This window comes from Chlamydophila parapsittaci, from assembly GCF_006385615.1.
GTDB classification, from domain to species: domain Bacteria; phylum Chlamydiota; class Chlamydiia; order Chlamydiales; family Chlamydiaceae; genus Chlamydia; species Chlamydia psittaci.
On sequence record NZ_CP041038.1, the window covers coordinates 700,058 to 714,285 of the forward strand.

Sequence of the window (14,228 nt, forward strand, 5' to 3'; positions counted from 1 at the left end):
GTTAGCTATGGGAGCACCAATTTCAGGTGGCGGAGATGTAGAGCCTCCTTGGAAAGATCTATTCACAGATAAGGAATTTTCAGTAGAAGGTGAGGGGGAGGATCGTGATTTAGAAGAGCGTATCTCCGACCACGTAGGTTCTATATTAGACGAACAGTATGCCGAACACGGTATCCCCGAAGCGAATGCTTCCGAAGGAATGAATAGTGATTTGCAGGGCAGGGTACATTCAGAGACTCAAGAGGGATTTTTTAGAAATATACTATCTAGAATTCGTCAAGCAGTTCACAGGCTATGGTATACTAGACTAGGAACACTTCGTTTTTCGAGAGGTCGGTCTTGTTCTAAAAGTTACGAGGCACTGTTTAATGAAACAGAATTGCCGGAAGAAGCTATCACGGAAGCTAAAGCTGCCCCCAAAACTACCGCAGGATGTTGCGCGTCCATAAGACAATTTTTCTTAAAAATTTTTGAGAAAATGTGCTTCAGTATCTGCGGAAAACAAGCAGAATCTTCTATTGATTTTTGTGGTATAGATCCCGAAGGACCAGAAGTCACTGTGGCGTTGGCCTTGATGTTGCGTATGGCTTGTAAATGGTCAGCAGAAAAAGAAATCTTCTATAAATTAGGAAATACTGCCTATAGTCCCTTAACAGCATTGGGAACAGCCCCTATGGCAAGCTCTGTGGAAGCCGGGGTGATCGTATCATCTCTTTATGATATTATGAAAGGAGAGCAGATGCTAGACTCCCTAGCTACAGTTCGAGGTATCACAAAACTATCTACTCTGCCCTACAATGAGAAAGTCAAGTGCAAAGAGGCTATAGAGACATTGGCGCAAGCTGATGCTGCTTCTGATTACACACTTGTTTTAGATTTAGCCTCTCGCCTCGATGTACTCGCCAGTCAAGGATATGAAGAAACAGTCATAGTCAGACAAATTCTTGCTTCTTTGCGTTACACTCATACAACGTTACTGGCTGAATATCTCAACTTATGGACAAGTGATACCGAACATATGGATCAGGGCACTCCTATCGTCAATTATGATTTGGTAAGCAATATTGTTGAAGCGAATCTACCTTCTTTAGAAGAGGATTACCGAGGTAATCCTAGAGAATATGAGCAAAAACTTAACGATATGATACGCAACTTTTTCTTTTCTTATCAAACAAAGTAAGGGAAAGTACATAGATTATATTGGAATACATCCTAGAAAATCTTCAGGCATAGACCAACAGCTCTAGGGAATCTATTTTCTTCGAATAAAAAATAATGCAATAATATTTCCTCTAGAGAATAAGTAAGAAAAACGTTAGGGCTTTGTTCTCCTATGATGTTAGATTTGCGATTTTCTACAGACTATTATTTGCGTGTTATCGAACTCGCTATTCGTGATGAGTCTCGGATTCTTGTTTATAATAAAAAACAACGTCTTTTAGAAACTTGGCCTATAAACACCGCTCTTTCTTCGGATCAGGATGCGATGAAAGAGACCATCCAAAAAGTTATTCAAGAGCTTTTTTCCCGCTCATTAATTTCGTACGCTCTGTCAGGAAGACTTCTTTCTATTATCGATATGCGCCTACGTCAGGAACTGCCTTACACTCGTATTCTCTATAAGATATTTCGCAAAGATACTTTTGAAAGAAAGACGAGCATCGTCAAAAAGCTCCTAAAGTTAAAGAATATCATTTTCCTAGAACGCCAACGTCCTTTAAATAAAGTTTCCAATGTAGCAAGCGCCGTATTTGCAAAAGAGAAAACGAATTTTTCTTCCTGGGAAGATTTTACCCATGATGTGGAAGTCCGTTCCGAGAGCGCTGATGTACGCTTGTCTGTAAAAGAGATCATGACTGCAGAGTCTTCTTCTCAAGTGATTATGGAAGCTTTAATGACATTTTTAGAGAGCCAGGCAACTTATCTTCCCTTAAGCTTAGAACTGCTAGATCAATTCGTTGCTGAGAAAGCTGCTCCCTTGCAGACTTTGTCAGAAAGAAGCTTTAAGTTATTGTCAGAACTCAAAAATCTCTACGCACTAAGTCGAGAAGATTTCCAAGCAGTCATCGGGGGAGTCATCACAAACTCTCTTTCTGATATGTTGACTAACTCATTGGTAGGTTCTCTATTATTCACTCCACAAGGGAAAGCTATGGTGAATACCTGGCAAGAGGTCGCAGAATTTTCCCCGAAGGAAGCAAACGCTGCTCAAGGATTCCTTGCAGAAATTCTTCGGCGTATCGTATCAGAAGATCTAAAAACTGCAGCTACAGTTGTCAATGAAGCGACTCCAGAGCAAATCGGAAGAATGTATAGCATTCGTGACTGTAGCCCTGGACTATGGTTGAAAATGATGCAGATGCTGCTTATGCGCTGGCTTTTAGATTTCGATGAAAAGGTCTATTCTTTATTGAAAAAAAGTATTAACTATTACACACCAGAACCAACGCTTTGGCAGCAAATCTTGTGTATATTTAAAAAATTCTAATATTTTTTATGCTGTTGTGGGGAGTGTTCTCGACTCTGGAGATGAGAGCGCTCTAGTTATTTTTTCTTTTACAGTTTTTTCAAAGGAAAATAACGCACAACAATGTATACTTTCCTCCATGGTTCCTTTTCGTCTACATCATTTATACACACTACTCAATGAGCTGTATACCACACCTATTGGTGAGGTTAATCGTGTAGCTCTATATTTTAAACAACACCGTTCTTTAGGCTCTAAAGATCGTCAGTGGATCAGTGCTCGTGTGTTCGCTATTCTTCGTCATCGGCGGCTGTTAGAAGCTCTGATTCAACGAGATAATCAGGAGATAACTCCAGAAACTTTAGTGGCTAAAGTAGAAGAAGGAGCTTTAGATGATATTGAGAAATATCACGACCTCCCTTGGCCGGTAAAGTATTCTGTCTCTGATGATCTTGCTACATGTTTGACAGAAGATTACGGCCAAGAACGCGCTAAGGAACTCGCGGAGATTTTTCTTAAGGAAGCTCCCTGTACTATTCGTGTGAACACACGAAGAACCTCAGTGGAAGATCTACAAAAGTGTTTAGAATATCCTAGTGAGCTGGGATCCGTACCCGGGGCACTGCGTTTTGCTAAGCGTTATCCCTTGCAGCATAGCGCAGCATTTCATCATGGTTTATTTGAAGTCCAAGATGAATCTTCACAAAAAATTACTCTAGATATTCCGATAAGCAAAAAGGATCGTATTTTAGATTTTTGTGCCGGAGCTGGTGGGAAAAGTCTGATTTTTGCTGAGAGGGCGCATCATGTTGTTTTACACGATAGCCGAAAGGATATTTTGGAAGAGGCAAAACAGCGTTTACGTAGAGCAGGATTTAGAAATTTCTCTATAGGCGAGCAACATCTCAGAAAAAATAGCTTTTCTATTGTAGTTGTTGATGCTCCTTGTACAGGAACGGGGGTATACCGTCGTCATCCGGAAAAGAAAAGCCAGTTTTCTAGGAAACTACTCACGACATTCTCATGTGTGCAAAGAAAGATCCTTAGAGACGCTGTCCGTTACGTCAAACCCGGAGGTAAGCTTGTCTATATTACCTGTTCTCTCTTGTCCGAAGAAAATGAAAAGCAAGTCGCTTTTATGAACTCTTTGGGGTGGGAAGAAGCACATCGTATGCACACCACTCTTTCACCAGAAAGCGGAGACGGCTTTTTCTCGGCTCACTTTGTTCGTAAGCGCAGCCAAGTTTCTGTATAGAGTTGCGTGCTTATCTCTTATTCCATGTTCATGGTGAGTACCATAACTCTATGTTTGATAATGACTAACAATAAGTTATGACATTCTCCCGATGCCTCTGGAAATTTGTCAAATTGCAACAAAATATGCAGAAGATTTAACGGATCATTCCAAATTTCTGGTCGCTTTAATGCAAGAATTACCTGTTTTAGAAAGTGAACATGTTGTTCTTCTCTCACTACTTTTGGATCTTTCCAAAAGTACCAAGAAGATGATTCTCGATCCTCGTTTCTAGAAATACATAACGTAGTAGATACGGGAACCTTAGAACTTTCCTCCCCAGATCCGACTATAGGCAGAAAGATAAAAGCAAATAAGCCGCAAACGAGGTATTTATACATGGTATTCCTTGTTATTACAATAATCTACCCGAGTAGTTTATGCAAAAATCAGGTTTTTCATAAGCTAAAAGAAAGAGTTGTATTATAGGTAATATCGAGAGGATTTGCGCCGGTGTACTCGAGTTTTCCTATAGTAAAGCAGAACGAGTGTTAGAACAATATACGTTCTATATGAAGTCATTACACGCTTAGTATACAAACGGATTTTCTGTCCAATAGAGGGATGAATGGCATCCGCCGCATATAAAGGTTCAGCACGGACTCTTTCCCCAGAAATATTGCGAAATACCCAATGCCCGAGAAGATCTCCCTTGTGAATAGGGAGTTTTGTTGCATGAGGAACAAAAGAGAGTGTTTTAGGCTCCTCACCCTCAGAAGCATAGAAATCATAATAGACTCCATGAGGTAGAGGAATAGAGATTTTCCCTAAGAGGCCGAGACGTAGGGTATATTTTTCTGTAGGAGGAATGAGGTACCTTCGTAGCGGTTGCTCATTGAAAACGCCTTCGCATAAAGCGATAACATCTTCATAAAGTTCGCTCATAACAGAGTAACCAGTAGCTATAGTGATAATAGATCGACCATGTTTTTTCGCTGCAAAGACGAGGTTTTTCCCTGCATCTTTTGTTGTTCCTGTTTTTCCCCCTAAAGCAGGAGGGTAGTAATAAGTAGATCCGGGAAGGATCAGCTTATTTGTAAGATTGAGAATTCTCTCTTGGCTGAGATTCGTAGGAGCCATTTTGTAGTTGGTCGTTCGGATAACCTGACGGAATAACGGCTCTTTTAATCCCTCGCGCATAATACGTGTTAAATCACCTGCTGTTGTGTAGTGATTGGGGTGATGTAGGCCATGAGGATTATTAAAATGGGTATGGGCGCAACCAATTTCCCTCAAGAAATCATTGAGTTGTTTCATAAACTCTACGACAGATCCTGAGCACGCGATAGCCAGAGCATTAGCCGCATCATTGGCTGAGCAAATCAATAACGCATGGAATAGATCCCAGCCGGATACCTCTTCTTTATTTTGTAGCTGTATTGTTACACCATCAGTCTCTAGCCAATGCGGAGGACTGCGGTATCCTGATTGTTTTTTTGCTTGAGGAGTGATTGAAGCTATGGCGTCCGGCTTTACTATAATAAAGCGATTTAAAACATCTGGGTGCTTTTTCAGGATAAATAGTGCGGTCGCGATTTTGGTCATGCTCGCAGGATAGATTCTTTTATCTATATCCTTAGCATAAAGTACTTTACCTGTTTCTGCATGCACAACCGCCACTGCATTTCCTCGTGTTTCAGGAAATACTATGTGTCCATACAAAGGATGTGTAAACAATCCTACCAGGAAAGGAAGCAAGGCAAATCTAAAAAAAACTCTTATCATCTTAGGGGTTTTGATAGCTTGTTACTTAGATAGGAATCTTCAAGCAAGTCCGAGAAAGCTCTTGACGCCTCTTAAAATAAAGAATTACCATAAATGAGAGGGAAAACGTTATGAGTTTGGATTTTTTAGAGGATTTTTACCGTCGTTCTATTTATAACAAAGAAACGGCGTTTCCTGAGGGCTTTATGGATATAGCCGATGTCCTGTCTCATTCTGCGTCTGAACTTAAAATGGACTCTATTAAAGAGCTTCCTATGAGTAATTTCATCATTGCAGAATCCGCAGATAAACTCACTTTATTTAATGCAGATTTTGCTGTTTGGTTAGTCCCAGAGATAGTTCAAGGAGAACCAGTCACTCGAGGATATATTGCTTTATACCATTCTAAAGGAGACTATACTCCAGAACTGGCATTTCAGGCTTCCGGAGAGTATAACCAATCCAGGTTGATTCTCGAAGCACTTCAGATATATCTCCAGGATATCAAAGATACCGAAAGTATGTTACGCTCTTTCCGTTTTAATCAAGATTGACTAATGATTGTGGATTTTCAGATGTACAATATTCGCATCCTCGTGCCTTTCATACTGAAATTCATCCACCGAGTTTTTTGCTAAGAAAATTCCTAACCCACCGAGTTTTCGCTGATCTAAAGGTAAGTGATCTTGAATATCAATAGCTGCAGTTAGAGGATTAAAAGAAGGGCCGTGATCTTTAATGGTGACATGCAAGGCGTCTTTGTCTCCATTGCAACAGATGATTATAGATCCTGGAGTTGGCGCTTCTTGGTATGCATAGGAGATGATATTCACTAGTAACTCTTCACAAGCTAACTCTAATTTTAAAAGCTTTTCTTTTGGGAATGTTTTGAGTTGTTCTGTCCCTTTAACGAAGTCTAGCATATTGTGAAGTTCACTAAGGAGTGCCGGGAAGACTGCTTCTCCATCAGAAGAGGTCATAATATACCTGTTGAACTATAGTCTCAGCTAAATGAGCGTACAGCACACGCCAGGCGCTCTTAATAGCCTCATTATGCATTTCAAATTGACCTAAGGCAAACTGATGAGCATTCACTACGCCTAAATCGGGTTCAAAATCAAAAGAGACTGATTTTTTTGCTATACAGTCATCGACTATGACTTGTCCCGAATGTCTGTCAATAAGTTGTACTTTCGCAGACAAGGATAAGCGCCCCTCGCTAGAAACAATAAAATGTCTGGGGGTTTTATCACCAATTTTATTTGGGGCATACGTAAAACCTGTATTCTCGTCAACCTCATTCAAGAGTTGCACTTTGAGCAGGTAGCGAGCGCAACTTTCTCCATTGCGTACAGGGAGAGAACGCTTCCCTAATTCATACATGAGAGCTGATGTCAATTGCCCTAGAGAGTCCTTATCAATAGGAGAAAGATAAATGCCTTCAGAGAGTATTGAACGTCCTAAATCTGATAAAGTACCTGAAGAACGTAAAATAGAATATCCAGAGCAAGAAGATAGTCCTAAACCGGACAAACAAGAAAACAGCAAAAAAAGTACAATACGCATAGAAAATATCTTAAAACTAAGAAGAATGCTTTGTTATTCTATTTAGTCGTTTATGACACTTAGCTACTAAAGATGACTCAGGATAGTTTTCTATAGCGGTAGCATAATAGATACTTGCTGCATGAGGCTTCTTCTTTTTCTCATAAAATCTTCCTGTAGAGTATAGCCCTGAAGCATAACGCTCACACATAGCGCGTACATTCGCAGCAACAACGCTATTTAAAGGATGATTAGGGTGCTGCTTGCCTATAGCTTCTTCATTAATCTTTGCAAGGTTTAAATACTGCAAGTTATGAGGTTCTTTTTGTGCCTGCATAAGATAAATCTCTGAAAGACGCACAAAAGATTTTGGAGATAAAGGATGAGCAGAAAATTGTAATGTTAGCTTCTTAAATGTCTTAATCGCTTCGGGAAGATCTTTTTTAGTCACAAGAAGGTCCCCTTTAAGATACAAAGCCTGAGCTCCTAGATCTTTATTAGGGAAAGCCGTGAGGATCTCGTCATAAATACGTAAAGCATCCGCGTCGGCATTCGCAAGTTTAGGAAACCCTTCTAAAAGGAATACGTGTTTACGTTTTCCTTGAGCGAAGCTCTTTGCTATAGCATATTTCATTAAAAACAATTCTTCAGAGTAATCAGCGTCAGGAAGTTGTAAATACGCGGAAAAAACTTTTTCAGCTAAATCTGGTTGATCATTTTTAAAGTAACAAACTCCCGTTAAGTATAAAGCTTCAGAATATAACGGATCTTGTGGGAAGTGGTGTGTAATCATGCCAAAGCAAAGAAAGGCTTTGCGATAACGTTGTTGTTCTAAATAGCGCTTTCCTTCGGAAAGATATTCTTGCGGAGAGTACTTAGGTGTAAACTTTTGAGGAGATAATTTGCCAGAAAAAGGCTCAAAAGAAATCGGTCTGGCATAGCAGCCAGAAGATAAAAGTAGTAACAAAACAACAAACTGTAAAACAGATTTCATAAATCCGGCATGAAGCTACGATAACAAAACGTTATCATAGAAAAGAAAAAGAGAATTTGTCAAATCCGTTGTTTTTGTTTTATTTACAAAATATAATTTTTTTTGTTTGATAAAACATTTTTTTATTTAGTAAAATAAATAAAAAGGTTTTTTATGAAAAAGTTAGTTTTGTACTTTGGTACTTTTGTTGCATCTCTTTTTTGTGGAGTTTTTTTATGGGACAATGTGCCTTGTGCACATAAAGCCATGCAAGTAACCACAAATTATAGCATGGATGTTTTTGAAAAAAGCTGCAGGTTTGTCCGCAAGGTGTCTGGATTTGAGAAGTTACGAGTTTTTGAGAGAAAACTTTCTCCAGAGCAAGTCTTGACTTTCTTTCCTGAACATCAAGAGGGTAAGGCTACTGTAGAGTTGATTTTTGTCCCTCATACATTGATGCATGTGCGTTTCTCCCGAGAAGATGTTGTTAAGAAAACCATGGTGAGCCAGGAAGGAGATATCCTTTGGAGTTTAGCGAATGGTGAAATGGTCCTGAATACCGGGACATGGAATTGTTCTAAAGGATTTAGAGAGTGCTTGATGCTAAAAGCTGGCAAGCAAGACGTAAATGTTATGCAAGCTTTGGCAAATCTGGGAGGAGCAGCGTCTAAGGAATCTCTAACTCACGCTTTATCTATGAAAAATATCCGAGCAGATAAAGTCATCCGAGCCTGTCAAAAAAAGAAATTGATTTTCTCTATGGGAAGTCAAATAGGTAGCCATTTCCAACAACTTCAACCAATTAAAGGTTGTACAACAACGATCCAGTCGTCTCCAGTATGGCTAAGAAAACCTCGAGGGTCCTCTATTGTATCCCCACAGTTTTCAGAAGATCGTATCAGTAACCTTGCTGAAATGATTTTCGGAGATAACTTCCTCATATTAGATAAGGTGGTTGTTTATGTGCCTGTATATAAGGTGTCACTGGTTGCTGCAGATAATAGTATCCGTATAGAGTATATTAATGCAGTCACAGGTAAGCCATATCAGGATATTTAAACAGCAATGAATCGAACAGGAAGTTGGGAATTTTCCAAATCTTTTTGAAGACCACTAGTATCTTCAGCGACAAAATAATCAGAGTCCGGAGAGATAGAGGCTACACGTTCATTATTTTTGGTAAAAACTAGAGAGAGTGCGCGAGATCCAGGATATTTGCGAATGATTTGTTTTAACGTACATAAGTGGCTATGGCGTAGTTGCTCAAGATCTAAAGATAGCTTAACTGTGGGCACCTGAGACTTGTGATCAGTAGACTTTGACATGGTTGATGTTTTCCTCTGATTCGCGTCTTTATTAGTTTCTAAATTTAAATACGACATTTTCTGCATTTGACTTTTGATTTTATCAAACATATCGTCGCATTCTTGAATGAGATCTTCATTAATAAGAGACAGGTCTCTCATCCATCGGCAAGATAAGCGTAGAGATTCGCTACGTTTATCAATAGATAAAATAGCGTAAATTAAACGATCTTCTTCTAGAAGCTCTTGCTGCTCAGCATACATTTCTGGCCATATCGGCAGTTCATAAGAATCTACGCCATCGCTAACACGTAATAAAGCAAATTTTCTTTGGCCTTTTGAGGAAATCCGTGTCGTTACCTTATCAATAATAAATATTGTCCGAATTACTGCTCCATGAGGGAGATTGTCAAATTCTCCAGGACTTACCACCGAAAGCCGAGGTAAAATATCTTTAACAGCATCCATGGGGTGCTCAGTAAGGTAGATCCCTAAAAGTTCTTTTTCCTTCTTAAGTATTTCTTTTTTTGATCTACGGACAACATCAGCTGCAGGAGTTAAGGTGATAGGATGTTTTTGATTCATAGTATTTAAAGAAAAGAAGGTCATGACACCAGTAGCTGCCTCTTTCTTTTCTTTAGATATACTATCGTATAGGGATTCTAAAGTTGCTTGAGCGACGTCTCTATCTGGTTCAAAAACATCAAAACATCCCGCATCAATTAAGTTTTCTGTATGTTTTTTAGTAACTTTTTTTAAATCAGAGCGTTGAATAAAATCTTGAATACTTTGATAAGGACCGTGTTTCTCTCTCTCTTCTATAATACTTTCTACAAGGCCCTTCCCTATACCTCGGATGGCCCCCATAGCAAAACGAATGCTCTTATCTGTAGCAACAAAATCAGTTCCGGATTCATTGATATCAGGAGGAAGGATACAGATATCCATGCTATGCGCTTCATGGATCAGTTTCCCTACCTTTTCAATATCGTCAGAATCACTGGTAAGAAGAGCTGCCAACCATTCTCTAGGATAGTTCGCTTTGAGATATGCAGTTGTATAAGTGATTAACCCATAAGCAGCCGCATGAGATTTATTAAATCCATAAGAAGCAAACTTTTCCATTTTATCAAAAATAGTCGTTGCTAGATCAGCATCAATACCATTTTTGCATGCTCGTTCACAAAATCTTGTTCGCTCTTTGAGCATTTGATCGATGTCTTTTTTCCCCATAGCACGACGTAAGACATCACCCTCTCCCAAGGAGTAGCTTGCTAAAGAGCCGGCAATTTGCATAACTTGCTCTTGATAAACCATAATCCCATAGGTTTCTTTGAGAATGCTCTCCATCAAGGGGTGATCATATTCTATGATCTCTTTCCCGTGCTTTCGGTTGATGAATGAGGGAATCATGTCCATAGGACCTGGACGATACAAAGCACCTATCGCTATGATTTCTTCAAAAGAATCAGGACGGAGATTTTTTGCTAATTCCTGCATTCCTTTGGATTCCATTTGGAATATACCCATAGTCTTCCCTTGATGCAAAAGAGCAAATGTCGTTTTGTCATCTAGGGGTAGAGATGCCATCTCTAATAACTTTCCCGTTTTCTTTTCGATTGCACGAATGGCTATGTGGATACTAGTTAGGGTTTTTAATCCTAAGAAGTCTACTTTAAGCATGCCTACACTTTCCACCGGCTTCATGGAAAATTGTGTGGTGATCATGGTAGAGTCTTTAGAAATACAAATGGGTATGTGATTCGTTAGGCGATCTCCACAGATGATCACTCCAGCAGCATGCACTCCTGTATTGCGGATAGATCCTTCTAGACGCATTGCCATGTCGATAACTTGAGCCGCTTCAGCATCGTTGGTATACAATTCGTTTAGGTGAGGGTCTGTTTCTAAGGCTTTTGCTAACGTAGTATTCAGCTCTGGAATATGCTTGGCAATGTGGTTAACCTTAGAAAGGGCAACATCTAAAGTTCTACCCACATCTTTTACAGCCATTTTGGCTTTCATAGTTCCAAAAGTAATGATCTGGGCAACGTTATCTTTCCCATGACGTTCTATTGCATAGTTAATAACGCGTTCACGTCCTGCCATACAGATATCGATATCGATATCAGGATAGGATAACCTTTCTGGGTTAATGAATCTCTCAAAGAATAAGTCAAAACGAATAGGTTCTATTTCTGTGATTCCCAATAGGAATAACATAACAGAGCCTGCTCCAGAACCACGACCAGGACCTACAGGAATACCATTATCTTTTGCCCAATAGATGATGTCCCAAACGATCAGTAGGTAGTCACACATCCCTTTAGGAATGATGATAGACATTTCCATTTCTAAGCGTTCTTTGACTAATTCTAAGGGATCGCGATCAGGGAATTTTTTTGAGATATGAGCAAGCTTTTCTGGAGTGTATTTTGTGGACAAGCCTTTTTCACAAAGTTCTCGAAGAAAAGCTGAAGAAGCTGCGTAACGCTCTTCTTCAGTATAGTTTGGCTTATCTTTTAAAAAATCAGGAACATAAATAGGGTAGTGTTTGCTTGAAAGATTTAATTCTAGGTTGCACTTATCAGCAACTTCTAAAGTATTAGTAATCGTTTCAGGATGATCGGCAAATAACATTGCCATTTCTTCAGGGGATTTAAAATAATATTCCCTACTACGGAAAGTTTTTCTCTTGGGGTTGGGGATATAGGTATTCTGCTTTGCTATCCTTATGGTTTCTCCTAGTTGGACATTGAGGAGAATCTCATGAGCTAACCAATCATCAGCATGAATATAGTGAATATCGTTTGTAGCTACCGATCGAATGCCTAAACGTTTACTTGCATCTAATACAGCTTGATTTACCTTTGTTTGGGAATCAATAAACTGATAATACTCATGTTTCAACCATTCTTCACCCAGAGAAGCTATTTTCTCCTCAGACATTTTATGCAGTTGGATTTCACTGTAAAAATCTTCCCCGAATAAATTTTGATACCAGCGGAGATCTTTTTCTAGAGCCTCTTCTGATTCTAATGCCGCTTGTGCTACAGAACCAGAAAGACACGCGGATAAACAAATTAACCCCTCAGCATGTTGGCTAAGAAGGTCCCTGTCTATTCTAGGAAAATAATAAAACCCTTCAGTAAAAGCTAAGGAAGATAATAGACAAAGATTACGATAGCCTAGTTCGTTTTTACATAACAGAATGAGGTGATTGGCAACGCGGCTTTTTTTCTCTTTCTTTTTATCAAAACGTGATGAAGGAGCGACGTAGATTTCACAGCCAATAATAGGCTTAATATCGTTTTGTTGGCACTCTTTGTAAAACTCAATCGCTCCGTAGAGATTCCCATGATCTGTTAACGCTAAGGAAGGAATTTGATACTCTTTTGCTTTTGCTACAAAGCTCTTAATAGAGCTTGTAGCATCTAGAATAGAGTATTGAGAATGACAATGAAGAGGTATCCAAGTCACAAGTAACCTTCGTGTCAACCCGCGTTATTTTCTAGTTTGTAAACTTCTCTCTGAGGCATTCCATGTAGGAAGGAATAAAACCAAAGCAAGTAAAGCACAGCCTAGAAGGGCAATAAAGAAACCTCTCCAACCCCAATCTTGAGCTATTTTTCCTAATGGATAACCTGCAAACGCTGCTCCGAAATAAGCAAACCATCCTGCAAAGCCGCTAGCAGTACCTGCAGCTTTTTTATGTGATAGCTCAGCAGCTGCTAATCCTATCATCATTTGAGGACCAAATAAGAAAAAGCCAATAATAAAGAGAAGGGAGCCATCTAACCACCACATATCTTGATTACGGCTGTACCACATGCTTAAAATCGAGAATAGCAATCCTAAAGAAAACACAACATTCATAGGACCGCGTTTGCCTTTGGAAATTTTATCAGATAACCATCCAGCAATTAACATGCCGAAAAGTCCGCCAATCTCAAATAGAGAAACACAGAAATTCGCTTTAACAGCTACGTAACGCTTTGTTTCGATCAAGAATAAAGCGCTCCAATCATTTACAGCCATGCGGACAACATAAATGAAAAATGAAGCAAAGGACAATAACCAAATCCACTTGTTTTTCAGAACATAAGTCAAGAGGATTTCTCTAGTAGAAAGCTCTTTTTCTGCTTCTTCTTCTAAAATATCCGCAGTGGTTTCTTCGTGTTTTTGCGCTTCCTGCTTTTTTCGGAATTTTTCAATAGAGGGAAGACCTAGGGATTGGGGCGTGTCACGAAGGCGATTAATTAAAACTAATCCCATGAGAATACATAGTACACCAGGGATAAACATAGCTCCGCGCCAACCACAGCAATCAATAGCAAATCCTGTAAGAATAGGAATTAACGCTCCACCAATATTGTGCGAAGTGCTCCATACACTCCACCAAGTTCCTCTCTCAGATTTTGAATACCAGTGAGTTAGTAAACGGGCACATGGAGGCCAGCCCCAACCTTGAAACCAACCGTTAAGCCCCCACCATAATGCAAATAACAGGATAGAGGAAGACATCCCGAAGAAGATATTAGTGAATCCTGTAACAATTAAACCCAGCGCCATAAAATAACGAGGATTAGACTGGTCAGATATCACACCGCTAACAAATTTGCTAATACCGTAACTGATGTATAAAGTACTTCCGATGATCCCCAGCTGCGCTTTATCAAAGCCAAGATCTGTCATTAGTGTTGGCATGGCAAAGGTAAAACTCTTCCTTGTGAAATAATAGAAGACATACCCTATAAACATGCTATAGAAGATGCGGATTCTCCAATACTTGTATTGTTTTTTGACTAATTCTGGATCATCAAGTTCTTTAATGTGCTTGGGAGGCTGAAAGAATTTGGTCCAAATATTCATTATAAGATCTCATATTTAAATATTTAATATAGTTTCAGTGGAACAGAGAAGACCTGAGGTTAGCATATG

Annotated in this window: 12 protein-coding genes; 5 read left to right on the forward strand and 7 right to left on the reverse strand. The window is 39.4% G+C overall.

Annotated elements, in window-relative coordinates; all coding sequences use genetic code 11:
* Positions 1 to 7: 7 nt before the first annotated feature.
* From FI836_RS03035 to FI836_RS03045, 3 genes are all read left to right on the forward strand, one after another.
* Entirely contained in the window at positions 8 to 1,180 is a 1,173-nt protein-coding gene (locus FI836_RS03035) for a TmeB family type III secretion system effector (protein ID WP_014943636.1), read from the forward strand.
* Between the two features lie 153 nt (positions 1,181 to 1,333).
* Positions 1,334 to 2,488 (forward strand): hypothetical protein, encoded by a 1,155-nt coding sequence (locus FI836_RS03040; RefSeq protein ID WP_006342740.1) that lies wholly within the window; start codon positions 1,334 to 1,336, stop codon positions 2,486 to 2,488.
* Positions 2,489 to 2,606: 118 nt separating this feature from the next.
* Complete coding sequence (locus FI836_RS03045) at positions 2,607 to 3,722, forward strand: RsmB/NOP family class I SAM-dependent RNA methyltransferase (RefSeq protein ID WP_041460084.1); 1,116 nt, start codon at positions 2,607 to 2,609, stop codon at positions 3,720 to 3,722.
* 17 nt (positions 3,723 to 3,739) lie between these two features.
* Here FI836_RS03045 and FI836_RS03050 read toward each other — a convergent pair whose 3' ends face one another.
* Positions 3,740 to 4,102, reverse strand: coding sequence for a hypothetical protein (locus FI836_RS03050; protein ID WP_006342742.1), 363 nt, complete (start codon positions 4,100 to 4,102; stop codon positions 3,740 to 3,742).
* Between the two features lie 82 nt (positions 4,103 to 4,184).
* On the reverse strand, positions 4,185 to 5,486 hold the full coding sequence (locus tag FI836_RS03055) for a D-alanyl-D-alanine carboxypeptidase family protein (protein WP_015385937.1): 1,302 nt from the start codon (positions 5,484 to 5,486) through the stop codon (positions 4,185 to 4,187).
* A gap of 110 nt (positions 5,487 to 5,596) precedes the next feature.
* Between FI836_RS03055 and FI836_RS03060 the strand changes: the two genes are divergently transcribed.
* On the forward strand, positions 5,597 to 6,019 hold the full coding sequence (locus tag FI836_RS03060) for a hypothetical protein (protein WP_014943640.1): 423 nt from the start codon (positions 5,597 to 5,599) through the stop codon (positions 6,017 to 6,019).
* On the opposite strand, the gene FI836_RS03065 is transcribed toward FI836_RS03060, so the two are convergent.
* Genes FI836_RS03065 through FI836_RS03075 form a run of 3 tightly spaced genes read right to left on the reverse strand, consistent with a single transcriptional unit; the run spans position 6,020 to position 8,004 of the window.
* Positions 6,020 to 6,445: an ATP-binding protein gene (locus FI836_RS03065; RefSeq protein ID WP_006342745.1), complete on the reverse strand. Its 426-nt coding sequence runs from the start codon at positions 6,443 to 6,445 to the stop codon at positions 6,020 to 6,022. It abuts the gene before it with no gap.
* Entirely contained in the window at positions 6,432 to 7,031 is a 600-nt protein-coding gene (locus FI836_RS03070) for an LPS assembly lipoprotein LptE (protein ID WP_006342746.1), read from the reverse strand. The genes FI836_RS03065 and FI836_RS03070 overlap by 14 nt, the downstream gene beginning before the upstream one ends.
* Positions 7,032 to 7,047: 16 nt before the next feature.
* Positions 7,048 to 8,004: a tetratricopeptide repeat protein gene (locus FI836_RS03075; RefSeq protein ID WP_006342747.1), complete on the reverse strand. Its 957-nt coding sequence runs from the start codon at positions 8,002 to 8,004 to the stop codon at positions 7,048 to 7,050.
* A gap of 153 nt (positions 8,005 to 8,157) precedes the next feature.
* On the opposite strand from FI836_RS03075, the gene FI836_RS03080 reads away from it, so the two are divergent.
* Complete coding sequence (locus FI836_RS03080) at positions 8,158 to 9,042, forward strand: hypothetical protein (RefSeq protein WP_014943641.1); 885 nt, start codon at positions 8,158 to 8,160, stop codon at positions 9,040 to 9,042.
* Here the strand turns inward: FI836_RS03080 and dnaE are convergent.
* Positions 9,039 to 12,767: a DNA polymerase III subunit alpha gene (gene dnaE, locus FI836_RS03085; RefSeq protein ID WP_014943642.1), complete on the reverse strand. Its 3,729-nt coding sequence runs from the start codon at positions 12,765 to 12,767 to the stop codon at positions 9,039 to 9,041. The genes FI836_RS03080 and dnaE overlap by 4 nt on opposite strands.
* 24 nt (positions 12,768 to 12,791) lie before the next feature.
* Complete coding sequence (pgtP, locus tag FI836_RS03090; protein WP_006342750.1) at positions 12,792 to 14,159, reverse strand: MFS transporter; 1,368 nt, start codon at positions 14,157 to 14,159, stop codon at positions 12,792 to 12,794.
* Positions 14,160 to 14,228 lie beyond the last annotated feature (69 nt).